This window comes from Thermomonospora catenispora, from assembly GCF_006363815.1.
GTDB lineage: Bacteria > Actinomycetota > Actinomycetes > Streptosporangiales > Streptosporangiaceae > Thermomonospora > Thermomonospora catenispora.
This window is the reverse complement of record NZ_RRYT01000046.1, coordinates 1-24,857: the sequence shown is the minus strand read 5'-3', so window position 1 is coordinate 24,857 and position 24,857 is coordinate 1. Positions and strand designations below refer to the sequence as shown.

At 73.5% G+C, this 24,857-nt stretch carries 19 protein-coding genes; 12 read left to right on the top strand and 7 right to left on the bottom strand.

The features are described from left to right. From EIO00_RS22445 to EIO00_RS22435, 3 genes are all read right to left on the bottom strand, one after another. A partial coding sequence (locus tag EIO00_RS22445; protein WP_194151115.1) for a TY-Chap domain-containing protein occupies positions 1-1,649 on the bottom strand: 1,649 nt, incomplete at its 3' end. Positions 1,650-1,800: 151 nt separating this feature from the next. After that, complete coding sequence (locus tag EIO00_RS22440) at positions 1,801-3,342, bottom strand: hypothetical protein (protein WP_140182143.1); 1,542 nt, start codon at positions 3,340-3,342, stop codon at positions 1,801-1,803. 199 nt (positions 3,343-3,541) lie between these two features. Further along, the gene (locus EIO00_RS22435; protein WP_241661533.1) at positions 3,542-3,841 is read right to left on the bottom strand and encodes a hypothetical protein; all 300 of its coding nucleotides are present in this window, start codon (positions 3,839-3,841) and stop codon (positions 3,542-3,544) included. Positions 3,842-4,626: 785 nt separating this feature from the next. Here EIO00_RS22435 and EIO00_RS22430 point away from each other — a divergent pair. The 4 genes from EIO00_RS22430 to EIO00_RS22415 all read left to right on the top strand — a co-directional run bounded on the left by EIO00_RS22430 (position 4,627) and on the right by EIO00_RS22415 (position 10,916). After that, positions 4,627-5,199: an HhH-GPD-type base excision DNA repair protein gene (locus EIO00_RS22430; RefSeq protein ID WP_140182141.1), complete on the top strand. Its 573-nt coding sequence runs from the start codon at positions 4,627-4,629 to the stop codon at positions 5,197-5,199. Positions 5,200-5,709: 510 nt separating this feature from the next. Beyond that, positions 5,710-7,797 carry a SpoIIE family protein phosphatase gene (locus tag EIO00_RS22425; protein WP_422100068.1) on the top strand — a complete coding sequence of 696 codons (2,088 nt, stop codon included), beginning with the start codon at positions 5,710-5,712 and terminating at the stop codon, positions 7,795-7,797. A gap of 246 nt (positions 7,798-8,043) precedes the next feature. Continuing rightward, a complete protein-coding gene (locus EIO00_RS22420; protein WP_241661532.1) occupies positions 8,044-9,729 on the top strand; it encodes an RNA polymerase sigma factor in 1,686 nt (561 codons plus the stop codon). A 281-nt stretch (positions 9,730-10,010) separates the two neighbouring features. Continuing rightward, a complete protein-coding gene (locus EIO00_RS22415; protein ID WP_241661531.1) occupies positions 10,011-10,916 on the top strand; it encodes a hypothetical protein in 906 nt (301 codons plus the stop codon). Positions 10,917-11,365: 449 nt separating this feature from the next. Here EIO00_RS22415 and EIO00_RS25430 read toward each other — a convergent pair whose 3' ends face one another. Then, a complete protein-coding gene (locus tag EIO00_RS25430; protein WP_140182135.1) occupies positions 11,366-11,596 on the bottom strand; it encodes a DUF7455 domain-containing protein in 231 nt (76 codons plus the stop codon). Positions 11,597-11,941: 345 nt separating this feature from the next. On the opposite strand from EIO00_RS25430, the gene EIO00_RS22405 reads away from it, so the two are divergent. The 3 genes from EIO00_RS22405 to EIO00_RS22395 all read left to right on the top strand — a co-directional run bounded on the left by EIO00_RS22405 (position 11,942) and on the right by EIO00_RS22395 (position 16,102). After that, on the top strand, positions 11,942-14,032 hold the full coding sequence (locus EIO00_RS22405; RefSeq protein ID WP_140182132.1) for a DNA gyrase/topoisomerase IV subunit B: 2,091 nt from the start codon (positions 11,942-11,944) through the stop codon (positions 14,030-14,032). A gap of 179 nt (positions 14,033-14,211) precedes the next feature. Next, positions 14,212-15,567 carry an APC family permease gene (locus EIO00_RS22400; RefSeq protein ID WP_140182130.1) on the top strand — a complete coding sequence of 452 codons (1,356 nt, stop codon included), beginning with the start codon at positions 14,212-14,214 and terminating at the stop codon, positions 15,565-15,567. Positions 15,568-15,748: 181 nt separating this feature from the next. Next, positions 15,749-16,102, top strand: a complete 354-nt coding sequence (locus EIO00_RS22395) for a hypothetical protein (RefSeq protein WP_140182128.1) — start codon at positions 15,749-15,751, stop codon at positions 16,100-16,102. A gap of 232 nt (positions 16,103-16,334) precedes the next feature. Here the strand turns inward: EIO00_RS22395 and EIO00_RS22390 are convergent, their stop codons facing one another. Together EIO00_RS22390 and EIO00_RS22385 are read right to left on the bottom strand one after the other, a co-directional pair. Continuing rightward, positions 16,335-16,901 carry a thioredoxin family protein gene (locus EIO00_RS22390; protein ID WP_140182126.1) on the bottom strand — a complete coding sequence of 189 codons (567 nt, stop codon included), beginning with the start codon at positions 16,899-16,901 and terminating at the stop codon, positions 16,335-16,337. Between the two features lie 174 nt (positions 16,902-17,075). Then, positions 17,076-17,783 (bottom strand): Clp protease N-terminal domain-containing protein, encoded by a 708-nt coding sequence (locus tag EIO00_RS22385; RefSeq protein WP_140182124.1) that lies wholly within the window; start codon positions 17,781-17,783, stop codon positions 17,076-17,078. Positions 17,784-17,892: 109 nt separating this feature from the next. Between EIO00_RS22385 and EIO00_RS25950 the strand changes: the two genes are divergently transcribed. From EIO00_RS25950 to EIO00_RS22375, 4 genes are all read left to right on the top strand, one after another. Further along, on the top strand, positions 17,893-17,970 hold the full coding sequence (locus EIO00_RS25950) for a putative leader peptide (RefSeq protein WP_422100067.1): 78 nt from the start codon (positions 17,893-17,895) through the stop codon (positions 17,968-17,970). Between the two features lie 151 nt (positions 17,971-18,121). Then, positions 18,122-19,288, top strand: a complete 1,167-nt coding sequence (locus tag EIO00_RS22380; RefSeq protein WP_140182122.1) for an acyl-CoA dehydrogenase family protein — start codon at positions 18,122-18,124, stop codon at positions 19,286-19,288. Positions 19,289-20,275: 987 nt separating this feature from the next. Then, on the top strand, positions 20,276-20,419 hold the full coding sequence (locus tag EIO00_RS24335; protein WP_161602784.1) for a hypothetical protein: 144 nt from the start codon (positions 20,276-20,278) through the stop codon (positions 20,417-20,419). Positions 20,420-20,466: 47 nt separating this feature from the next. Then, entirely contained in the window at positions 20,467-20,841 is a 375-nt protein-coding gene (locus tag EIO00_RS22375; protein ID WP_241661530.1) for a Uma2 family endonuclease, read from the top strand. Positions 20,842-20,934: 93 nt separating this feature from the next. On the opposite strand, the gene EIO00_RS22370 is transcribed toward EIO00_RS22375, so the two are convergent. Then, the gene (locus tag EIO00_RS22370; RefSeq protein ID WP_422100066.1) at positions 20,935-23,463 is read right to left on the bottom strand and encodes a DNA gyrase/topoisomerase IV subunit A; all 2,529 of its coding nucleotides are present in this window, start codon (positions 23,461-23,463) and stop codon (positions 20,935-20,937) included. Between the two features lie 108 nt (positions 23,464-23,571). Here EIO00_RS22370 and EIO00_RS22365 point away from each other — a divergent pair, with 108 nt between their 5' ends. Then, positions 23,572-24,732 carry a lactate 2-monooxygenase gene (locus EIO00_RS22365; RefSeq protein ID WP_140182116.1) on the top strand — a complete coding sequence of 387 codons (1,161 nt, stop codon included), beginning with the start codon at positions 23,572-23,574 and terminating at the stop codon, positions 24,730-24,732. The last annotated feature ends 125 nt before the right edge of the window (positions 24,733-24,857 follow it).

Below are 24,857 nucleotides of genomic sequence, written 5' to 3'. Positions count from 1 at the left end.
GGCGCCCCGAACGGCGGCGTGCCGGAGCCGCCGGCCTCGCGCGGCGCCTCCTCCCGCGGTCCCGGCGCGCCGAGCGCGGGGACCCCGCCCGGCTCGGTCTCCCCGGCGCCCTCCGGACGCTCCCCGATCGCGGGCGGGTCGGGCAGGCCGTGCGGGGCGGTGCTCAGGCCGGGAGGCTCGGGCGGCGCCCCGTCGCGTCCGGGCGGTGCGAACGGCCCGAAGGCGGGCACGCCCCGGTCGGAGGCCTCCGGCGGAGAATCCGGGCGTTCCCCGGGCCGGGGGAGGTCCTGGCCGCCGGGAGGGGGCGTCGAGGCCGCAGCGGCCTCCTGAGGCCGCTCCGGGGGCAGGGGCAGGTCGGGCAGGCCGTGCGCGTGCGTCCCCCACTGCGCGGCCTCGGCCGCCGCGTCGTGGGAGGGCGGCACGCCCGGCGCCCCGGCGCCCGGGAAAAGGGGCGGCGGCTCGCCCGGCCCGGCCGGCGAGAGCAGATCGGAGAGCCCGTTCGGCGAGAACGGGGCCGGACCGCCGGGCGAGGGCTCGACGCGGTCTCCGGGCGGGGACGGCAGCCCGTTCGGGGACTCCTCCGCCGGCCCGGGGCCCCCGTTGAACGGGGGCGGCTCCGGGAGGGCGAGATCGCGGGCGGCGTCGACGCCGGCCGACGGCGCGGGAGCGGGCTCGGCGGTCGCCTGCTCGGCGGCGCGGCGGGAGTGGTCGAGACGGGCGATGGCGACCGCGTCCAGATGCATCTCGCTGGGCAGCCCGGTGTTGATCGCCAGCGACCACGAGGGGTCCGGCCAGGAGGCGGCCAGGGCGCCGAAGGACACGCGGCGGTGCGGAGGCGGGGAGGAGGGGTCCCGAGGGCTGAGCGCCGCGGTCAGCGCCTGCGCGGAGGAGAACGCCAGCACGTACGTGGCGCCGCCGATGGTGGTGGTCACCAGCTCCGGCGCGCCCGGCCCCTGCGGCAGCGGCAGCACCAGGTCCGAGCGCAGCAGCAGGTCGAAGTAGGCCGCGTGGTCGCCGCGCTGCTTGGCGTCGGTCAGCGCGTGCTCCAGGTCGCCGGACGCCGGGTCGGCCCCCGCGACCGGCGGGGCGGCGGGCCGGAGACCGGGGGCGGCCGCGTGCGGCCCCTCCTCGGGGAGCGCGGGCGCGGACAGCACCGGGTCGGCGACCCGCGGGGCCACCGGGTCGGGGGTGGTGCGGCGCTCGACGACCCGGGAGGGGTCGGCGGGCGGGATCCCGAAGCCCAGCAGCTCGATCAGGCCGTTGCCGAGCCGGTGGAACGACTCGTACACCAGATCGGCGGGCCGGCGCACGCCCTGCACGTCGCGCAGCGCCTGCACCATCATGTCGGCCAGCCGGAAGTGGTCGCCCGGCGTGGCGTTCCCCGGCAGATCGGTCCACCAGTTGCGCGGGGTGGGGTCGCCCGGCGGCCGCCAGCCGACCTCGCGCAGCACCTCCTCGTCGGCCGGGGTCAGCAGCAGCGGCCCCTCCAGGAAGTGGTTGCTGACCGCCTCGGCGTACAGCCGGTCCGGTTCCCGCATGGCCTGGACGTAGTGCCGGCTCTCGGCGCGCTCACGGACGATGAGGATGGTGTCGCGGTCGAGACCCGCCAGCTCACGGCCGAGGCGTTGGGTGAACTCGGACCACTCCAACAGGATCACTCCTCACTGGCCAGGGGGGCTCGCGAGCGGTGGGGTCGGCTTCGTCGCGCGGGCAGGTCTGCACACCCCCGAGGGATCCGATAATCGCCGCCTCGGGAGTCTCCTGCAAACCGGAGGTCACACCGGTCTTCCATGGCGCTGGTCACATCGGCGGAGGATTGTGACGCAGTGTGCGCAGCGCACGACGCAAGGCCTCGGGGTCGTTCCCGCACCGCGCCAACACCTCGATCAGACGATGCAGGATCTGATGCCGTTCCATGCCCGCGTCCAGCAGCGCCTGTGCGGTTTCCCACAGTTGGGGCGGGTCGCCGTCCCACAGCCGGGCCGCCAGTCGTTCGTGCGCGTCCACATGCTCGGGCGCCGCGCCCGGATGCTCGAACTCGAGCATGATCCGCCGGTCGGCGGGGTCGGCCGGGTTCAGCGCGGCCAGGTCGATCCGGCCGCGCCCGGGCATGGTGTGCTCCCCGGACAGGAACGGCAGCGCGAACGCCCGGCGCGGCAGCGCCTCCAGCTCCCCGTCCGGCACCAGCCGGTGCACCACGGAGCGGTCCAAACCGAATGCCGCCGGATCCCGGTACGCCTCGGTGAACGCGCCGGTGGCGTCCCACACCGCGTCCAGCGTCGCCCGCACCGCCTGCGGGGACAGCCCCGACCGGCGGCCCGCCCAGCGCACCCAGGCGGCCAGCACGTGCGGCATCGCGTCCTGCTCGGCGGGCGACAGCAGCACCTTGCGGGGCAGCCAGTCCAGCAGGAACCGCTCGCACTTGACCGGGCTGACCCGCAGCGGCCGGCCCTGGTCCTGCTCGCAGCCGTACTCGATGATCCGGTCCACGCAACGGCCCGCGGCGGAGCGGTCCGACAGGCCCTCGGCCTCGTCGGAGGCCAGGAACCGCGCCGCCAGCATCGCCCGCCGGTCCCGCCCGTACACCGGCGGGGCGGGCAGCCGGCCGCCCGGCGGCAGCGCCCGCATCCGGGCGCGGACGAACGCGTGGTAGGCCGGGAACGTCTCCGGCACCGGCGGGTCGGCGGTCGCCCCGGTGAGCTCCAGGCCGCGTTCCAGCAGGGCCCGGGCCTGCCGCGGGTCTACCGGCTCGAACCGCATCAGCGGATTGGTCCGCTCGTCCTCCCGGCAGTGCTCCAGCACCCGGTCGACCTGCGAGGACACCCACGCGTCGCGGACCATGCCGGACCGGTTGTGGTCGACCTGGACGACCAGCGCGTGCCGGTCGGCCCCGTCGTAGCTGTAGACGCACACCAGCGTGTCCTGATCGCCGAACACGTCCCGGGAGGTGAAGCACTCCTCCGGGGCGACCATCCCGATCCGGTCCGCCCAGCCGGGGCGGGCCACCCCGCGGTCCATCAGGGTCAGCGCGGCCCGTTCGGCCATCGCCGCCTGCCGGGCGGTGCCCAGACAGGCGATCCCGGTCAGCAGCGCCAGCGCCGCCGGGGTGCCGACCCGCCCGGCGTGCTCGACCAGGCGCTCGCCGATGACCTCCTCCACGTCTCCGGCCGCCGTGCGCTGCCCCCACCAGGTGCCCAGCACCTCGCTGACGATCAGTTCGGCGTCCAGCGGGCTGCGGACGGCCAGCAGTTCCCGGGCATGCCGCAGGAGGTCGTCGAAGATGCCGGTGATCTCGTCCGGCGCCCTGCTGCGGTCCCCGGAGGGGCGGCTACGAGGGCTCACGCCTCAACCTTCTCAGACGGGATCGCATCCGTGATCGCACGGGGTCCGGCCGAACGCCCGCGGGGCACACGACGGGGCCGGACGGCGCGACGGCCGACCGGGAGGACGGTGCGGTACGGGCGGGAACGGCACATGCTCGCGGGCCCACCCTACCGTCGCCCCCGAAGGCGGGAACGCGGCGGGCCCGGCGTGTCGTGGCTCAGCGGACGGCGTCGGGGCCGGGCGCGGCGGCGCGCTCGCGCTCCCGCCCGCCCCACAGGGCGACCCGGCCGGACGGCGGCTCGGACTTGACCATCCCAATCAGGTGCTCGCGGGCCATGCGCTCGACCACCGCGGGCGTGGGCTCGACCCCCAGGTGCGTCATGCACGCCAGCACGTCGGCGACGCAGCGCCGCACGGTCTCCGCGGACAGCGGGGCGAACTCCGCCACCAGGCGCCGTGACAGCTGTTCGCGGGTCTCCTCGCGGGCATCGCCTCGCCGGTCGGCCAGCACGCGCATGCAGCACCCCCCTGATCTGCCCTGATGTGCGCCGGTCCGTCCCGGGAACACGCCCTGCGAGCGCAGGGCCGACGCGGGCTCACCGCCCATTTCAGCGTTTTCGCAGGAAGAGTCAAGGGGCGCCCGAGTGCGGAAAACCAGAATTTACAGAACGTTCCGGGCGTGGATTCGAGCGCTTGACCATAGGCGTCGGACCGTCCGAAGCGGCGACGGGGCGTCCGAGGCGGCGGCGGCCCCGGCGCATCGCCTCCGCCGCCTCCGCGGCGGCCGGCCGCGTCGGCGCCGGCGCGCGCACCGCGGACACGCCGCGGCAACATCGCGGCGACATCGCGAAAACATCGCGGACGTCCCGGGGGAGGCACCGCCGGCGCACCGGTCGCCGGGCGGGATCGGCGCGCGCCGATCCCGTTCGACTCCCGTTCGACTCCCATTCGACTTCCCACTCGACTCCCATTCGACTCCCGCCCGATGCGTCCGTCGCCGGCGCATCGACGGCGCGTCGCCGACGGCGCATCGCCGGCGCGTCGACGACGGACGGCGCGTCCTGGTTCCCCGCGTCGCTCGCGTCCGCGACGATCGATTTTCCGGCGGCCGGCCGGGCGTTCGAGGTCGCCGTCTCGTCCCGCATCGACCGTGATCGATATCGTGACCGGTGCTCCCGCGCGATCCGCCGCCCGATCCTTCGGCCGTCGAGGACGGAACCGCCGATCCGGCGGCGCGCGTCCGGCGTTCCCCCGCCGGGGCGCGGCGGCACGACATGACGGGGGACGGGCTGGAGGACCTCGATGACCGTGACGTTGCCGATCGATCCGCAGGCGAACGACCTGCTCAACCGGAATCCGCTGGCGCTGCTGATCGCCATGCTGCTGGACCAGCAGGTGCCGCTGGAGCGCGCCTTCGCCGCCCCGCACGGGCTGGCCCAGCGGCTCGGGCGCGAGCCGGACGCGGCGGAGCTGGCCGCCTGCGACCTTCGGACGCTGGAGGAGCTGTTCGCCCGCAAGCCCGCCCTGCACCGCTATCCCAAGGCGATGGCCAAGCGGGTGCAGGCGCTGTGCCGGGAGGTCGCCGAGCGGTACGACGGGGACGCCGGACGGATCTGGGCGGACGCGGCGAGCGGGGAGGAGCTGCGCCGGCGGGTGGCGGCGCTGCCCGGGTTCGGCGCCCAGAAGGCGCAGATCTTCGTGGCGCTGCTCGGCAAGCGGCTGGGGGTCCGGCCCGAGGGCTGGCGGGAGGCGGCCGGCGCCTACGGCGAGGAGGGCTCCCACCGGTCGGTCGCCGACGTGGTGGACGAAGAGTCGCTGATCAAGGTGCGCGAGCACAAGCGGCAGATGAAGGCGGCGGCCCGGGCGGCCGGCTGAACGGCCCGTCGACGCTCCGCGGGCGCCGTGCCGGACCACCGGTGCCGGAGCGTTGCGCCGCGCTCCGCCGGGGCGGAGGCGGACGCCGCGGCACGGCGGAGGGGGGCGATGAGGACGAGGAGGATCGGGCGGCCGGCGGGTGCGCCGGCGACCCCCGGGCGCGTCCGGGCGGCATAGGATCGACCGGACGGGCGTTCCGCCGTCGCGCTCCGAGCCGCGGGCGGTCCGGCGGGGCATGGGGAGGCCGGTCGCCGTTTCGGCGGCCTCGGGAGGGGTGGCCGCCGATGATCCGAACATAGTGCCGAATAGGGCTTCCCTTCGGTGCGGGACCCCCGGGATGATGAAGACCTGTTTCCGACCGGTGTTGTGATGGAGGCGGGGGCGCTAGCCTGCTCCCATTCACGCAAAGTGATGAAGACTTGCCTCACGGTACGGGCCGCCCTGCTGTACGGGAGGCTGCTGAGCATGAGCACCGCTGGCCGGCGAGCGAAGGACGCGGAGGTTCCGAAGGTGAACGCCGACGCCTCCGTTCCGCGGCCCCGGACCCTCGGGCCGGACGCCGATCCGGACGCGACCGACTCCGCCCTGCTGGCCGCGCTGCTGGGGCGGGCGCCGATGGGGGTGGCGCTGTTCGACGACGAGCTGCGCTTCCGCCGGGTCAACGAGACGCTGGCCGAGGCGCTCGGCGCCTCCTCCGACGGCCTGCTGGGCCGGCGCCCCGCTCAGGCGCTGCCCGACGAGGCGGCGGCCGCCGTGGAGGCGGCGCTGCGCCGGGTGCTGGCCGGGGAGCCCGCCGTCACCGACGTGGAGCTGGCGCTGCCGCCGGCCGGCGGGGACGACGCGCAGCCCCGCCGCTTCGCCTGCTCCTGCTTCCCCGCCGAGGGCCCCGGCGACCGCCCGGTCGGGGTCGTGCTGACCGCCATGGAGGTGACCGAGCGCCGGCTCGCCGAGGAGGCCGTGCGCCGCCGCGAGCAGCGCTACCGGTCGCTGATGGAGGCCGGCGCCCAGGTGGTGTGGGTGACCTCCGCCGACGGGACGGTGACCGACGACGCGCCCGACTGGCGCCGGATCACCGGACAGAGCCTCGAGGACTACCTCGCCGACGGCTGGCTGGGGGTGGTGCACCCGGAGGACCGGCCGAAGATCGAGGCGGCCTGGCGGAGCTGCGTGGCCGAGAACCGGCTCTTCGAGGCCACCTACCGGGTGCGCACCCGCACCGGGGCGTACCGGCACTTCGAGGTGCGGGCGGTGCCGATCTGGCAGGGCGACGCCGTGATCGAGTGGGTCGGCGCCAACACCGACGTCACCGGGCAGCGCGAGGCCGAGGAGATGCGCGGCCGGCTGACCGAGCAGCTGTCGGCGGCCGCGCTGCGCACCGCCCGGCTGCAGCAGGCCACCTCGATGCTGGCCGAGGCGCTCACGGTCAGCCAGGTGGTGCAGGTGATCACCGAGGTGGGTCGGTCGGCGATCGGCGCCGACCATTCGGCGGTGGCCCTGCTGGACGACGACAAGCTGCGGCTGAGCATCGTCGCCCCGTCCGGCCCCGACGCCGAGGGCGCCGCCGTGCCGCGGGGCACGATCCCGGTGCACGAGCCCACCGTGATGTCAGTGGCGGTGCGCGAGGGCCGCCCGTTCACCGCCGGCACGCCCGACCAGCTCCGGCTGCATCTGGGGCGGGAGGAGCCGGCCATGTTCCCCGACGAGCGCGCCTGGGTGGGGCTGCCGCTGCTGGCGGCCGGGGCGCCGATCGGCGCGTTGCGGTTCTCCTTCACCCGGCCGCGCGAGATCACCGAGGAGGAGCGGGTCTTCCTGGAGGCGCTGGCCGGCCAGTGCGCGCTGGCGGTGGAGCGGGCGCTGCTGTTCGAGCGCGAGCACAAGACCGCCGAGGAGCTGCAGCGCAGCCTGCTGCCCAGCGACCTGCCGCAGGTGCCCACCGTGCGGCTGGCCGCCCGCTACAACCCGGCGACCCGGCACGTGCAGGTCGGCGGGGACTGGTACGACGCGTTCCGGCTGCCGGACGACCGGCTGGCGGTGGCGGTCGGCGACGTGATGGGCAAGGGCGTGCTGGCCGCCGCCGGGATGGGCCGGGTCCGCAACGCGCTGCGGGCGCTGGCGCTCAACGACCCGCGGCCCGCCGCGGTGCTGGCCGGACTGGACCGGCTGTTCTCGGCCACCGAGGACGAGGAGCAGTTCACCACGGTCGCCTACGCGGTGCTCGACCCGAAGACCGGGCAGGGCACGCTGAGCAACGCCGGGCATCCGCCGCCGCTGCTGCTGGGCGGCGGCAAGCCCGCCCGGCTGAGCACGCACGAGGCGGGAACCCCGCTCGGCTGGCCCTCTCAGCGACAGCAGACAAGTTTTTCTGTCGAAACCGGCAACACTGTCGTGTTCTACTCCGATGGACTTGTGGAGAACCGTAGACGGGGGGTGGACGCCGGGCTGGAGGAACTGGTGACGGTTGCGGCGGGTGCGCCGCCGGAGGTGGTGGCCGATCCCGAGAGACTCGTCGACTTCCTGCTCGACCGGATGCTGGCCGGCTACGAGCAGGTCGACGACGTGACCGTGCTTGCCTTGCACGTCCCGCCCCGGACGGGGTGATCCAACGCGCTGACCGTACGGAGGACCACTCGGTGCCCTCTAAGGTGGTGTGGTATCGGGCAGGACTCTTCGAAGCGGGAAGCGTGGCCGTGCCAGAATGCTTGACCTTGGTGAGAGCGGGTACGCTGCGGTGCCGCGCGATCAGTCCGGCCCTGCCGAGTGCGAGCTGCTCGAGGCTCCGCCACAAGCGGGGTCATGCCCGCTGGGCACTTGGGTCATAGCCACACGTTCGTTCGAGAGGTATTTGTGTCGCCTGCAAGCTCGACCTCGAAAGCGTCAGATCTGCACGAGCACGTCATCGGGCAACTGATCGAGCGTGGACGGTCCCAGGGTTACCTCGAAGCCGACGACGTACGCCGTACGTTCGAGGAGGCCGACATCCCCGTGTCCAAGGCCTCCAGCATCTTGCGGAGCCTCAGCAAGGAGGGTGTGACCGTCATGGTGAGCGCTGCCGACTCCGCAGCGCCGAAACGCCCGCGCAAGCGCGCGGCGTCGGCGGGGCGCAAGACCAAGAGCAGAGCCAAGACCACGGCCGCCGCCAAGGAGCAGCAGGACACGGTGACGGCCGTCGTCGACGACGCGGCCGAGGGCTCCGCCGAGGCGCCCGCCACGTCGAGCTCGCGCAGCGGCACCGGCCGGGCGTCCGCCAAGAAGAAGACCTCCTCGGCCAAGAAGAGCACGGCCAAGAAGACCGCCTCGACGCGCAAGTCGGCGTCCAAGACCACCGCGTCCAAGAGCACCGCGTCCAAGAGCACGGCCGCCAAGTCCAAGACCAAGAAGACCGCGGTCGTGGACGACCCCGAGCTCGACGTCGTCGACGTTGACCTCGAGGAGGACCTCGACCTGGAGGTCGACCTGACCGACGAGGTCGCCGAGGACGTCATCGAGGACGAGCTGGAGGACGAGGAGACGACCGCGTCGGCCAAGTCCTCCGACAAGGACCTGGACGCCGACGACGACGTCCTGGTCATCACCGATGACGACGACGACGCCCCGGCCCAGCAGATCGCCTCGGCCGGCGCCACCGCCGACCCGGTCAAGGACTACCTCAAGCAGATCGGCAAGGTGCCCCTGCTCAACGCCGAGCAGGAGGTCGAGCTGGCCAAGCGGATCGAGGCCGGGCTGTTCGCCGAGGAGCGGCTGGCCAAAGAGGGCGACAAACTGTCGCAGCAGGACCGCGAGGACCTGGAGTGGATCGCCGAGGACGGCCGTCGCGCCAAGGCCCACCTGCTGGAGGCCAACCTGCGGCTGGTGGTCTCGCTGGCCAAGCGGTACACCGGGCGCGGCATGCTGTTCCTGGACCTGATCCAGGAGGGCAACCTGGGCCTGATCCGGGCGGTGGAGAAGTTCGACTACACCAAGGGCTTCAAGTTCTCCACCTACGCCACCTGGTGGATCCGGCAGGCGATCACCCGGGCGATGGCCGACCAGGCCCGCACCATCCGCATCCCGGTGCACATGGTCGAGGTCATCAACAAGCTGGCCCGGGTGCAGCGGCAGATGCTGCAGGACCTCGGCCGCGAGCCCACCCCGGAGGAGCTGGCCAAGGAGCTCGACATGACCCCCGAGAAGGTCGTCGAGGTCCAAAAGTACGGCCGCGAGCCGATCTCGCTGCACACCCCGCTGGGCGAGGACGGCGACAGCGAGTTCGGCGACCTGATCGAGGACTCCGAGGCGATCGTCCCGGCCGACGCGGTCAGCTTCACGCTGCTGCAGGAGCAGCTGCACTCGGTGCTCGACACCCTGAGCGAGCGCGAGGCGGGCGTGGTGTCGATGCGGTTCGGGCTGACCGACGGCCAGCCCAAGACCCTGGACGAGATCGGCAAGGTCTACGGGGTGACCCGGGAGCGCATCCGGCAGATCGAGTCCAAGACCATGTCGAAGCTGCGCCACCCCTCGCGGTCGCAGGTGCTGCGCGACTACCTCGACTGAGCGTCTCCCTCCGGCGCGCCGTCCCCCCGCGTGGATGGCGCGTCCGGACGGGCCGCCGCACGGGCCGCCCGCGCCCGTCGTCGCGCCTGCCGTGGGGCGGGCGTCCGCCCGGGGCGGTGCGGGCCGTGTAACACGCTGTTTACAGTGCGGTAGCTTCGGGCGAACCGGTTCTCCTTACGCTCCCCGGCATGGGAGTGATGGAGGCCGATCGGCCGCTCCGGTCCCCCGGCGCACGCCCTCGCACCGTACGCCTCGTCCGCGGTCGCCCCTGGCAGGATCCCGTGCTCGACCGCGCCGTCGACGGCGTGCGCAGGCGGCGTCTCGCGGCGGCCGCCTCCGCACTGGCGGGCAGCCGCACCGATCCCGAGCTGCGTTCCCTGCGGGTGGAGGCGCTGGCCAAGGCCGCGGCCGCCGCCGGCGGGAGCCGGGACGTGGAGTCGTTGCTGGCCGCGGACCCCCGCAACCCCGACCTGTGGCTGTGGCTGGGCCGGACCCGGGTCGAGGAGGCCTGGCGGATCCGCCCCGACGCGCGCGCCCGCTCGGTCCAGGCCACCGGATACACCGCCTACGCCCGGCGGCTGCGCTCCGCCTACGAGCCGCTGCTGCGGGCGGCCGAGCTCTTCCCCGACGATCCCGTCCCGTGGGAGTCGATGATGTGGATGGCCCTCGGGCTGGACGTGGACCGGGAGGACAAGGACGCCCTGTGGGTCGAGGCCCGCCGGCGATGGCCCACCTCCTACGGGGCGCACGTGGCCCGAGTCGTCACCCTCTCACCCCAGTGGGGCGGGACGGCGGAGGAGATGTTCGACTTCGCCCGGCTCGTCATGAGCACCGCCTCCCCGGAGGACCCCCGGGCGGCGCTGATCCCGCTGGCCTACTTCGAGTACTTCGTGCAGGAGCGGGCCGGCATCATCCGCGGCCCCGGGTCGTGGTTCGGCGCCGAGGAGCGCCGTGAGGTGGAGATCGCCGCCCGGAACTGGTTCGAAGGACGTCTGCCGCATCCTCGCACCATCGAGGCGCACAACCTCTTCGGCGCCGCCTTCTACCTCGCCCACTCGCGCCGCCCCGCCCGTCAGCACCTCATCCGCACCTGCGGACGGCCCAGCGGACTGCCCTGGAGCTATCTCGGCGAGGAGACCGAGCAGTATGTCAAGGCCTGCCGCGCCCTCAACCTGGACGTGGTGTGACCGCCGCTGTGCCCGTGCGCGGGGCGACCGCCCCGCGCCGGTGACGCCGCGAGTCCTCGACGCCGCACGACCCCGACCGGCGCGGGGCCGGCCGCGCGATCGCCGGGCCGGTCGGGTGCGAGGCCGACCTGGCGCGATGGCACGGCGCGCCGCCGCCGGCGGGAGGCCCGGCGCAGGCGAGGGCGGGCCGGGATCGATCGGGATCGACCGGGAGCGGCGCCGCGGGAACGGACAGGGCACGGGCCGGGACCGGGCGCCAGGGCCGGGACCGCCCCGGCGGCGGACGCAGAGGGCGGGCACGCGCAGACGGACGCGTGCACGCGGACACGTGCAGACGGACGCGCGGAGACGGACGCGGGGCGGGCGGACAAGCGAACGGCGGTCATCGTCTCCGATGACCGCCGTCCGGTCGCATGCTCGGGCCCGAAGCGGGCCGCCGTATCGAAGGGCTACCGCTCATCTCCGCGAACGGTGGCCGGGGTTTCCCTCAGTCGGTCGCTCTCGTCGTGGATGTCCGCCCCGGCTGCACGGAGCGACTCGCTGTACTTGCGCCCGTGGTGGGCGCAGAACAGAAGGTCGCCTCCGCCTACGAAGACCGCGCGAACGTAGGCCTGAGCGCCACAGCGGTCGCACCGGTCGGCGGCCGTAAGCGGCTTGGTCGGGGCAAGGGCTCCGGTCACGGCACCTTCCTCAGTCTCGGGGTCGGTACTTAGGACAACATCTAACCCCACCTGGGGCTTCCCAACCCGTATGCCAGTACGCCCAGAGCGGAATGGCCCCGTCCGTGACAGATGTCACATGATGTTCGAAGGCGGTCCTGCGCCGTCACATCGTCGGTCGGGCCCCTAGGATGAGCCGCGTGCGCGATCATGATCCCGCGGCCGCGCACGCCGCGGGGGAGTGACGCCGGAACATCGGGGGCGATGCGCCCGGGCGACACCCAGGCGGCGAGCCCGGGAGTGGAATGTCACCGGGCGGGGGTAGCCTTCTGCCCGATGTCCTGACCCCCAAGGAGCGCAAGCACGTTGACCGCAGCGACCGCCGAAGCACCCGCACACGAGGATCCCCACGCCTACTCCGCCCGTCACCTGTCGGTGCTGGAGGGGCTCGAGGCCGTCCGCAAGCGTCCCGGCATGTACATCGGGTCCACCGACAGCCGGGGCCTGATCCACTGCCTGTGGGAGATCATCGACAACAGCGTGGACGAGGCGCTGGCCGGTTACTGCACCAAGATCAAGGTCACCCTGCACGCCGACGGCTCCTACCAGGTCGACGACAACGGCCGCGGCATCCCGGTGGACATCGAGCCCAAGACCGGGCTGTCCGGGGTGGAGCTGGTGATGACCAGGCTGCACGCCGGCGGCAAGTTCGGCGGGGTCTCCTACACCGCCTCCGGCGGCCTGCACGGCGTCGGCGCCTCCGTGGTGAACGCCCTCTCGGCGCGGCTGGACGTGGAGGTCGACCGGGACGGCCACACCCACGCGATGAGCTTCCGGCGGGGCGTGCCCGGCGAGTTCGCCGCGCCCGGCCCCGAGCGCCGCTTCCGCAAGAGGTCCGGGATGCGGAAGATCGCCGAGATCTCGCCGGACGTCACCGGCACCCGGGTCCGGTTCTGGCCGGACATGCGCATCTTCCTTAAGGACGCGGTCGTCGACGGCGAGCTGGTGATGGACCGGATGCGCCAGACCGCGTTCCTGGTGCCGGGGCTGGAGATCACCGTCCGGGACGAGCGCGGCGAGGAGCCGGTCGAGGAGACCTTCAAGTTCGAGGGCGGGATCGGCGAGTTCTGCTCCTACCTGGCCAAGGACGAGCCGATCTGCGACGTGATCCGCATCCAGGGCAGCGGTCACTTCACCGAGACCGTGCCGGTGCTGGACGAGCAGGGCCACCTGACCCCCACCGACGTGTCGCGCACCCTGGACGTGGACGTGGCGCTGCGCTGGGGGACCGGCTACGACACCGTCTGCAAGTCGTTCGTCAACGTCATCGCCACCCCCAAGCACGGCACCCACGTCACCGGCTTCGACCGCGCCCTGGTGCGCACCATCAACGAGCAGCTGCGCTCCACCAAGCTGCTGCGCGCCAGCGACGAGCCGGTCACCAAGGACGACATCCTGGAGGGCCTGACCGCCGTGGTCACGGTCCGTCTGCCCGAGCCGCAGTTCGAGGGGCAGACCAAGGAGGTGCTGGGCACCTCGGCGGCCACCCGGATCGTCTCCCGGGTCGTCGCCGAAGGGCTGAAGGAGGCCTTCGACAACCCCAAGCGGGGCGCCCGCCAGCAGATGCGCGCGGTGCTGGAGAAGATCGTCGCCGCCGCCAAGGCCCGCATCGCCGCCCGCACCCAGCGCGACAACCAGCGCCGCAAGAACGCCCTGGAGAACTCGGCCCTGCCGGCCAAGCTGGTGGACTGCCGCACCACCGACGACCGCAGCGAGCTGTTCATCGTGGAGGGCGACTCGGCGCTGGGCACCGCCAAGCTGGCCCGCGACTCGGAGTTCCAGGCCCTGCTGCCGATCCGCGGCAAGATCCTCAACGTGCAGAAGGCCTCCACGGCCGACATGCTCAAGAACGCCGAGTGCGCCGCCATCATCCAGGTCGTCGGCGCCGGCTCCGGCCGCACCTTCGACCTGGACTCGGCCCGCTACGGCCGCATCATCCTGATGGCCGACGCCGACGTCGACGGCGCGCACATCCGGTGCCTGCTGCTCACGCTGATCTACCGCTACATGCGTCCCATGCTGGAGGCGGGCCGGGTCTTCGCCGCGGTGCCCCCGCTGCACCGCATCCAGCTCCTCAACCCCAAGAGGGGGCAGGACAAGTACGTCTACTGCTACACCGACGCCGAGCTGCGCAGGAAGCTGGTGGAGTTCGAGCGCCGCGGCATCCGCTGGAAGGAGCCCATCCAGCGCTACAAGGGCCTCGGTGAGATGGACGCCGACCAGCTCGCCGAGACCACCATGGACCCCCGGCGCCGGATGCTCCGCCGCATCCGCATCCAGGACGCCGAGGAGGCCGCCCGCATCTTCGACCTGCTGATGGGCAGCGAGGTGGCCCCCCGCCGGGAGTTCATCGCCGCCGGCGCCGCCGAGCTCGACGCCGACCGGATCGACGCCTGACCCGCCCGGCCTCCCTCCGGTGAGGCCCCGGCGAGGTCCGCCCGGTGCGGCGGGCGTCCGCACCGGGCGTCGGCCCGCCCTCGGCGCCGCCGCGGAACGGACGGGGTTCGAAGCGGGGGAGGCGGGGGTACCTCGGGACCGCGGGGATCAGGTTCGGCGCGGTCGACGGGGGGCCGGGGATGAGCGGGTCCGTGAACGCCGCCACCGGAGCGTTGCGGCGGGTCATCGGGCGCAGGACGCTGGCGCTGTTCGTGGTGGGGGACATCCTCGGCGCCGGCATCTACGCGCTGGTGGGAGAGGTCGCCGGGGAGGTCGGCGGGGCGATCTGGCTGCCGTTCCTCGTCGCCTTCGCGCTGGCGGCGCTGACGGCGACCAGTTACGCCGAGCTGGCGGGGAAGTATCCGCGGGCGGCGGGCGCGGCGCTGTACGTCAACAAGGCGTTCGGGGCGCCGTTCGTGACGTTCCTGGTGGCGTTCACGGTGATGATGAGCGGCATCACCTCGGCGAGCGCGGCGGCGCGGGCGTTCGGGGGGCGGTATCTGGCGGAGTTCGTGACGCTCCCGACGCTGGTGGGGGCGCTGTTCTTCCTCGTGGTGGTCACCGCGGTCAACTTCGCCGGGATCTCCGAGTCGACCCGGGTGAACGTGGTGTTGACCGTCATCGAGGCGTTCGGCCTGCTGGTGATCGTCGCGATCGGCGCGTGGGCGCTGCTGACCGGGGACGGGGAGCCGGGACGGGCGCTGGAGTTCCATCCGCACAGCGGGGCGCTGATGGGGACGCTGGGCGGGACGGCGCTGGCGTTCTATGCGCTGCTGGGCTTCGAGGACTCGGTCAACCTCGCCGAGGAGGCCAGGGACCCGGCGCGGGACTTCCCGTACGCGCTGTTCGGCGGGCTGGCCACGGCGGTGGTGATCTACGTGGCGGTGGCGTTCACCGCGACCATGCTGGTGCCGACCGAGCGGCTGCGGGCCTCCACCGGGCCGCTGCTGGAGGTGGTGGAGGTGGCGGGGCTGACGTTCCCGCCGCCGCTGTTCGCGCTGATCGCGCTGCTGGCGGTGGGCAACACCGCGTTGATCAACATGATCATGGCGTCCCGGCTGGTGTACGGCATGGCGCGGGAGCGGATCGTGCCGGCCGTGTTCGCGGTGGTGCACCCGACCCGCTCGACCCCCTGGCCGGCGATCCTGTTCACGGTGGCGCTGGCGGTGCTGCTGGTCAGCACCGGCGACGTGGGCGGGCTGGCCGACACCACGGTGCTGTTGCTGCTGTGCGTGTTCGCGGTGGTGAACATCTGCGTGCTGGTGCTGCGCCGGGACCGCGTGGAGCACCGCCACTATCGGGCGCCCACCTGGATGCCGGTGCTGGGCGCGGTCGCCTGTCTGTTCCTGGCCTCCCCGCTCACCGGCCGGGACGGCGAGGTCTATCTGCGCGCCGGCATCCTGATCGCGCTGGGCGCGGCACTGTGGCTGATCAACCGGATCATCGTGGGCAAGGTCGACCGCATCGACCCCGCCAAGATCTCCACCGATCGCTGAGGCCGCCGGGCCGTCCCCGCCCGGCGAGGCGGCGAGGGCGCGCCGCCGGCGTCGCGGGACGGAGGCGGCGTCAACGGCGGTGCGGCGGAGGTTCTGGAGATCGTCAAACCCCGTGCCGTGACGAATTCTTCACTTAGTGTGATCATAAAGTCGCAAGGCGCTGTGATGGGGCGGTACGGGGTTGGACGAGGCGTTGGCGCAGACCGAGATGATCGCGGACTATCTGCGCGCTCAGGCCCGCCGGCGGATCGAGGTCGTCGACGAGGGGGACTGCGGGCGCAACGCCCGGGCGGCCGTCGCGCTGATCGACGCGGCGGTGTACGCGGCCCTGCTCGATCCGCGGGACCCCGTGGTGCGACGCCTGGCGGCGGCGGGATGCTTCGCCGGCGGACGCTTCGACCCCGGGGCGGAGGGCGAGCTGATCGTCCGCTGCCATGGGGCCGTCCGCGGGGCGGGGCCGGCGCGTCTGCTGGAGGCCGTGGCGTCCGCCGCCGAGCGGGCGGCCCGACACGGCCCCCGCTCGATGTCCGCCTGACGTCCCTCCCGATGTCGGCCTGACGCCGCCCTGGCCTCGGGCCTGATGCCGGCCTGATGTCGGCCTGAACGCCGCCCGCCCGGCCCGGCGCCCCGGCCGGGCGGATTCTCTTCTCGTCCTCTCGTCCTTTCGGCCTCTCGGGCTCGCGGGCCGGCGGGAGACCCCGGACGGTCACGGTCGGGCGCCGGCGGACCGGCGCCCGACGCGGTGCGCCCATCGGCCGGGACGGGTCTCAGGACGGCTCGTTGCCCGGCTTCCACTTGATGCCGCAGCCCAGGCTGGGGGTGTGCGGCTCGGGGACCGGCTCGCCCGCCAGCACCCGGTCGAGGGCCGCGCGCAGGGAGGAGCCGTCGGAGGGCACGTCGTTGCTCGGCCGCGCCCCGTCGAACTCGCCTCGATAGGCCAGCCGCCGGTCGCGGTCGTAGAGGAAGAAGTCCGGCGTGCAGGCGGCCCGGTAGGCCTTGGCGACCTCCTGGCTCTCGTCCACCAGGTAGGGGAAGGTGAACCCGGCCCGCTTGGCCTGTTCGCGCAGGTGCTCGGGGCCGTCGTCGGGATAGTTGGCGACGTCGTTGCTGCAGACGGCGACGGCCGCCAGCCCCTTGCCCTGGTATTCGGCGATGACCTCGCCCAGGGCCGACTCCACCCGCCGCACGTACGGGCAGTGGTTGGACAGGAACATCACCAGCAGCGCCGGCGCGTCGGACAGGTCCTTCAACGAGACCGTTCCGCCGTCGACCGCCGGGAGCGTGAAGTCCGGCGCCGGCGAGCCGAGCGGAACCATGAACGAAGCGATGGCCATGTCACCATCCTCGCACCGGGCCCGTTCCGCCCGCCCGGCGGCGGGCGGAACGGGAGAGGGCCGGGGGAGCGGGGCCGTCGCCGCCGGCGAGGGAGCGGGCCGACCGGTCGCCGGCCGCGCCCCGCGGCGGACGAGCGGTGGACGGCCCGCGCGTCCCGCGCCTCCGGCCCGGCGTCACCCGCCGGTGATGGCGCTCAGCATGGCGGTGACGTGCTCCTCGGCGGCGGCCTTGGTGACGCCCGCCTCCGAGAGCGGACCCTGGCCGTTCTCATGCTCCAGCAGGGCCAGCAGCATGTGCTCGGTCCCGATGTAGTTGTGGCCCAGCCGCAGCGCCTCCCGGAAGCACAGCTCCAGCGCCTTGCGGGCCTGTGCGTTGTAGGGGACGACGCCGGGCGGATCGTCCACGGCCGGGCCCAGCCGCGAGGTCGCCGCCTGCCGCACGGCGTCCAGGGCGACGTCCTGGGCGGTGATGGCCTTGGCGGCCAGGGACTCGGGGTCGTGCAGCAGCCCCAGCACCAGGTGGTCGGGGGTGACCTCGGCGTTGCGGGCCTGCTGGGCGGCAGTGTGCGCCGCCATCACCGCCTGCTGGGCGCGGGGGGTGAAGCGGCGGAACCCCTCGTTGGGGTCCATGATCGTGGCCTCGTCCTTGGGGACGAAGCGCTTTTGCGCCGCCTGCTTGGAGACCCCCATGCTGCGGCCGATCTCCGTCCAGGACTTGCCGGCTCGCCGGGCCTGGTCGACGAAGTGCCCCACCAGGTGGTCGGCGAGCTCGCCGAGGTGGTCGGCGGCCAGGACCGCCGAGGACAGCTGCTCGAGCACGTCGGAGTGCGCTCTCTTGATGGACTCGATCAGATCGTCGAGCCGGATCTGTGGCTGGGTCATGCGTCAACTGTAGGTTGACGGTCGTCGATGCGTCAACCAGTGGTTGACGATCATATTTTTCCTACCTAAATAGTTGACTTCTTCGCGAAGGGCGACTTACGCTCATGCCGTGCCGTCGAACCAGCGCCTGACCAGCCGAGGCCATGTGGACTACTGCCGCGTGGCCAGCGCCCTCTGTACGCGCTGACCGCGCCGCGCGGCGACGCCGCGCGTCCCCCCGCTCTCACGCCGCATCCGTCGTGCGGACGTCGCCGCGGCGCCAAGCCCCCTCGTCGCGCCGCGGCGACGCCCGCCACGCTCGCCCCGTGCACCGCAACCGACTCGAAAGGTGCGTGCCGATGACGGTCGCCCCCACTTCCTCCCTGCTCACCGATGAACTGCTGGACCGTTTCGGCGATCGCGCGGACGGCTACGACCGCGCCAACGCCTTCTTCACCGAGGACTTCGACGAGCTGCACCGGAACGGATATCTGCGCATCGCGGTCCCGACCGAGTTCGGCGGGTTCGGGCTGACCCTGCCCCGGGTCGCCGCCGAGCAGCGCCGGCTCGCCCAGCGCGCCCCCGCCACCGCGCTGGCCGTCAACATGCACCTGTACTGGACCGGAGTGGCCGCCGACCTGTACCGCGCCGGCGACGAGTCGCTGACCTGGCTGCTGCGCGAGGCCGTCGAAGGCGAGGTGTTCGCCGCCGGGCACGGGGAGCCCGGCAACGACCGGGACCTGGAGTACGCGCTGACCCGCGCCGCGCCCGTCGACGGCGGCGGCTACCGCTTCACCGGCCACAAGATCTTCACCTCGCTGAGCCCGGTGTGGACCCGGCTGGGCGTCCACGGGCTCGACGACTCCGACCCGCTCGCCCCCAAGGTCGTGCACGCCTTCATCGACCGGGACGCCGACGGCGTCCGCATTGAGGAGACCTGGGACACCGTCGGGCAGCGCGCCACCCGCAGCGACGACACGCACCTGGAAGGGGCGCTCGCCCCGCCCGAGCGGGTCGCCCGGGTGCTCCCGGCCGGACCCACCACCGACCCGTTCGTGGCGTCGATCTTCGCCTGGGCGGAGGTGCTGTTCGCGAGCGTCTACTACGGCATCGCCCGCCGGGCGCTGGACCTGGCGATCGAGACCGCCCGCACCCGCACCTCCCTCAAGCTCGGCGGACGCCCCCGCGCCCACGACCCCCACGTGCAGTGGTCGGTCGCCGAGGCCACGATCGAGCTCCACGGCGTGCTCGCCCACATCGAACGGGTCGCCGAGGACTGGGCCGCGGGCGTCGACCACGGCGACTCCTGGCCGACCCGGCTGGTCTCGGTCAAGTACCACGCCACCGAGAGCGCCAAGCGCGTCGTCGACCACGCCCTCAAGGTCGCCGGCGCCCGGTCGCTGCGCACCGGCGAGCTGTCCCGCCTCTACCGCGACGTGCTGGCCGGGACCTTCCACCCGGCCAACACCAGCGCCGCCCACGAGATCGTCGGCCGGGCCGCGCTCGGGCTCGACGCCGCCGAGTGACGACGGCGCCGGGCCCGTCGCCCGACCCGGAGTTCTTCGACCGGGGCGGCTGAGCCCCGGATGACCGCCGCTCCCGTCGGCCCCGCGGAGCGGCGAGGCCGGGGTGCGGCCGGGCGCGGCGGACGGGCCCAGGACGTGCCCGAGCGGCACGCGACCGCGCACCGGCCGCACCTGCTCGCCCGCGGCCTCGACGGGCGCGGGCGGGAGGCCCACCGCGCGCACCGACGACCCGGACCGGAGTCCGCGTCCGCACCGGTCCGGGCACGGGGGAGCGCCACCGGGCCGGCGAGGACTCTCCTCGCCGTGGGCGCTCTCCGGCCGCCGGGAGCGGCGAACCGTTGAGGCGGACTTCGGGGTGGGGCCGCCGGTCCGCCGCTCCCGGCCCCTTGGACCGTTCACCGGAACTTCACCGGAACTGCACCGGAATTCGCTCACGTGGAGGCGCGGCAGCTCATGACACATGTGATCCGCGACGACGCCGAGGCGGTGGAGGTCGCCCGGCGGCTGGCGGACCGGCTTCACCGACCAGGTTGATGAGATCATCGCGCTCCTGAACGGCGTCTCCCGGACCGCGGACGGACGGGAGGCCCACGCGGTCCCCGGCGAGGGCGCCATCCCCTGCCCGCCCCGCGGGAGGCGGCCGCCCACCGCCGGTCCGACTCATGACCACGCCGACCGGGTCCGCTCTCAGGACCTGCTCGCCGCCGCCTGGTACGACCGGTGACCGGCGGGTGACCGGGCGGTCCGCCCGAGGCCGGACGGCGGAGCCTTGTTCCCGCCCTCCGGATCGGACGTGCACTGCGCCTGATCTACGGGGATTCGTCGGATGCGGTCAGAACGAGTCGGTGCGGACCGATCGGATTTCGTCGTTCTTCTGTCGGTCCCATCCAGTACGTTCCGTGTGCGAGCCGACACGGAAAGCATGACAGGGGAACGGGAGACGATAAAGCCATGGCCCTTGCCACGGTCCAGGAGGTGGCTCACGGGATGGACGAGCAGTCCACGCGCCGGCGCATGGAGGAGATCTACGAGTCGATCGGTGAGACGGTCCTGCGGGTGGAACTGCTCGAGGGGCGTGTCGTTGTGAGTCCACCGCCGGTCGGGCTGCACACCCTCATCGTCTTTGGCTGAGCGACAAGCTCTACGACTGCTGCCGGGAACGCGGCTGGAACCGCTTCGTGGACGGTGCGGTCGAGCTTCCGGCCACCTCTGACCGGGGCAAACCGGATCTGTACGTCTGTCCGGCGGACGAGTCGGCTTACGGCCGATGGCTCACCCCGGCCGAGGACGTGCTGCTGGCGGTCGAGGTGGTCTCGCCTTCCAGCAGGCATGACGACTACGAGACCAAGCGGGACGCCTACGCCCGCAGCGAGATTCCCCTCTACCTGATCGTCGGCCCCCGGGAGGCCCGGGTCACGCTGCACGCGGGACCGGGGCCGGACGGCTATTCGCGGATGACGACCGTGCCGATCGGCGACAAGCTCGACCTGCCCGAACCGTTCGGGATCACCGTGGACACCGGCACCATGCCGGGACGCCCGAAGGAGGCGTGAGGGCGGCGAAGGCCTCCGCGGGCCGGCGAGGGCCGGCGCGCCGGTCCGCCGCTCCCGTGACCGGTCGGTCACGGGAGCGGCGGCGAGCGGCCGTCACGTCGCAGGCGCCTCGTCGGCCGGGGGCTCGTCGGCCGGGGCCGCCGGAGCGGGCGGGGACTGCGGGCCGACGGGGCCGCCGACCGCGGCGACGGGGGCGGAGAGGCGTTCGCCGGAGCCGTCGCGGCGGCCGAGCGCGGCGGGGACCTCCAGCGGCTGGCCGGTGGAGGAGCAGGCCCGGACCGGGGCCGGACCCGCCCAGGCCATCAGCAGGGCGTCCTCGCCCTTGAGGAAGCGATGCGAGCGGACGCCGCCGGTGGCGCGGCCCTTGGGGGGGAAGTCGGCGTAGTCGGAGACCTTGATGCCGCCGGCGTGCGTGCCCGGCAGCGCCGACGAGGAGCCCGACACGGTCACCACCCGGGACTCGCGGGACGGGTCCACCGCGCCGAACCAGATGACCCGGGCCCCGGCCGACAGCTTGATCCCCGCCATGCCCCCGGCCGGGCGTCCCTGCGGACGGACGTTGGCGGCGCGGTACCGCAGCAGCTGGGCGTCGTCGGTGATGAACACCAGATCGTGGTCTTCCGACAGCAGCTGGACGGCGCCGACCACCCGGTCGCCCTCCTTGAGGGTGATCACCTCGAACTCGTCCCGGTTGGCGGGATAGTCCGGCACCACCCGCTTGACCACGCCCTGCTCGGTGCCCAGCGCCAGGCCCGGCCCGTCGGAGGTCAGCGCGGCCAGGCCCACCACCGTCTCGCCGTCCTGCAACGCCACGTACTCGCTGAGCGGCGCCCCGCCCGACAACGACGGCGAGGCGGCGTCGGCCGGCAGCGCGGGCAGGTCCAGCACCTCCACCTTGACCATCCGGCCGGCCGAGGTGATCAGGCCGATGTCGCCGCGGGTGGTGGCGGGCACCACCGCGGCCAGCACGTCGTGCGGGGCCCGGGGGCCGTCGGCCGGCGGCGGCTCGGCGCCGACGGTGCGGGCCAGCAGCCCGGTCGCCGACATCAACACCAGGCACGGCTCGTCGGCGACCTCCAGCGGCACCGCCGCGGCGGTGGTCTGACCGGAGGACTCCAGCAGCACGGTGCGGCGCGGGGTGCTGTACCGCTTGGCCACCGCCGCCAGCTCCTTGGACACCACCCGGCGCAGCTTCTTGTCCGACTCCAGGATCGCGGTCAGCTCGGCGATCTCCTTGGAGAGCTGCTCGGCCTCCTTCTCCAGCTCGAGGCGGTCGTAGCGGGTCAGCCGGCGCAGCGGGGTGTCCAGGATGTGCTGGGCCTGGATCTCCGACAGCTCGAAGACCTGCATCAGCCGCTGCTTGGCCTGCGCGGAGTCGTCGCTGTTGCGGATGATCTGGATGACCTCGTCGATGTTGAGCAGCGCCACCTGCAGGCCCTGGACCAGGTGCAGCCGGTCCTGCCGCTTGCGGCGGCGGAACTCGCTGCGCCGCCGCACCACCTCGAGGCGGTGGTCCACGTACACCTGGAGCAGTTCGCGCAGCCCCAGCGTGCGCGGCTGGCCGTCGACCAGCGCCACGTTGTTGATGCCGAACGTCTCCTCCATCGGGGTGAGCCGGTACAGCTCGGCCAGCACGGCCTCGGGGTTGAAGCCGTTCTTGACCTCGATGACCAGCCGCAGCCCGGTGGACCGGTCGGTGAGGTCCTTCAGGTCGGAGATGCCGGTCAGCTTCTTGGCGTTGACCAGGTCCTTGATCTTGGCGATGACGCGCTCGGGCCCGACGCCGTAGGGCAGCTCGGTCACCACGATGCCCTTGCGGCGGGGGGTGACGTTCTCGATCCGCGCGGTGGCGCGGATGCGGAAGGTGCCCCGGCCCTTGGCGTAGGCGTCGCGGATCCCGTCCAGGCCCACGATCATGCCGCCGGTCGGCAGGTCGGGGCCGGGCACGAACTGCATCAGCTCCTCGAGCGTGGCCTCGGGGTGCTCCAGCAGATGCCGGGCCGCGGCGACCACCTCGCCGAGGTTGTGCGGGGCCATGTTGGTGGCCATCCCGACCGCGATCCCCGACGCCCCGTTCACCAGCAGGTTGGGGAACGCCGCCGGGAGGACCTCCGGCTCGGTCTCCTGCCCGTCGTAGTTGGGCCGGAAGTCGACGGTGTCCTCGTCGATCGACTCGACCAGCAGCATCGCCTCGCGCGACAGCCGGGCCTCGGTGTACCGCATGGCGGCGGGCAGGTCGTCGCCGCCGAGCGAGCCGAAGTTGCCGTGCCCGTCGACCAGCGGCATCCGCATCGCCCACGGCTGCGCCATGCGCACCATGGCGTCATAGATGGCGCTGTCGCCGTGCGGGTGCAGCTTGCCCATCACCTCGCCGACGACCCGGGCGCACTTGACGTGGCCGCGGTCGGGCCGCAACCCCATCTCGTTCATCGAGTACAGGATCCGGCGCTGCACGGGCTTGAGCCCGTCCCGGGCGTCCGGCAGGGCCCGGCTGTAGATGACCGAGTAGGCGTACTCGAGGAAGCTGCCCCGCATCTCCTCGGAGACGTCGACGTCGACGATGTTCTCCTCGAAGTCGGGCGGGGGAGGGGCTGTGGATCCGCGTCGTGCCATGTCCCTCATTGTCGCCGGTCCCGGGGACAGTATCGGCCAGCGCGCCCCCCGTGCCCGCGCCGGCCGCCCCGTGGCACATTGGTACATCCCCTGACACACCGGCCGACGGAGGTGGCGATGTCGCTCGCCGATTTCCAGAACGAGATCTATCTGAACGGGCTCGGCGACGTCCGGCCCGCGCTGCCCACCGACCTGAGCAGGCTGGAGGAGGTGGCGCGGGAGCGGCTGTCGCCCGAGGCGTTCGGGTACGTGGCGGGCTCGGCGGGCAGCGAGGCGACCGCGGCGGCCAACCGCGCGGCGTTCGACCGGTGGCGGATCGTGCCGCGGATGCTGCGGGACGTGTCGCGGCGGGACATGGCGGTGGAGGTGCTCGGCACCCCGATGCCCGCCCCGATCGTGGTCGGCCCGGTCGGCGTGCTGTCGATCCTGCACCCGGACGGGGAGCCGGCCGTGGCGCGCGCCGCCTCGGCCCTGGGCGTGCCCATGGTGCTCAGCTCGGCGTCCTCCTACTCCATGGAGGAGGTCGCCGAGGCGAGCGGGGACGGGCCGCGCTGGTACCAGCTGTACTGGCCCAAGGACCGGGAGCTGGCCGCCAGCTTCCTGAAGCGCGCCGAGGCGGCCGGCTACACGGTGCTGGTGGTCACCCTCGACACCTTCACCATGGGCTGGCGCCCCCGCGACCTGGACAACGCCTACCTGCCGTTCCTGCGCGGCATCGGCGTGGCCAACTACTTCAGCGACCCGGTATTCCAGAAGGCGGTCGGGGGACCGGTCACCGACGCCAACCGCGACGCGGCGCTGCTGCACTGGGTGGCCAACTTCGGCGACCCCTCCCTGACGTGGGAGGACCTGGCGTTCCTCCGGGAGCGCTGGGACGGGCCGATCGTGCTCAAGGGGATCCTGCACCCCGACGACGCCCGCCGCGCGGTGGACGCCGGCATGCAGGGCGTGGTGGTCTCCAACCACGGCGGCCGCCAGGTGGACGGCGCCGTCGCCGCCCTGGACGCCCTCCCGGGCGTCGTCGAGGCGGTGGGGGACCGGGCCGCGGTGCTGTTCGACAGCGGCGTCCGCACCGGGGCGGACGTCGTCAAGGCGCTCGCCCTGGGGGCCGACGCGGTGCTGGTGGCCCGCCCCTACGTCTACGGGCTCGGCCTCGCCGGCGAGGCCGGCGTGCGGCACGTGCTGCGCTGCCTGCTGGCGGAGACGGAGCTGACCGTCATGCTCGCCGGCTACACCGGCCCCGGGGAGCTGACCCCCGACGCGCTGGCGCGGGTCTGACCCGCGGGAAAGCGCCTGAGACGGTCGGCGCGGCGGGGACGGGCGGCCCCGCCCCGCCGCAGGCGCGGGGCCCGTGGATCCGCCGCCCCGCCTCGCCGACGGGGCGCCGCCGACGCGGGTCTCGC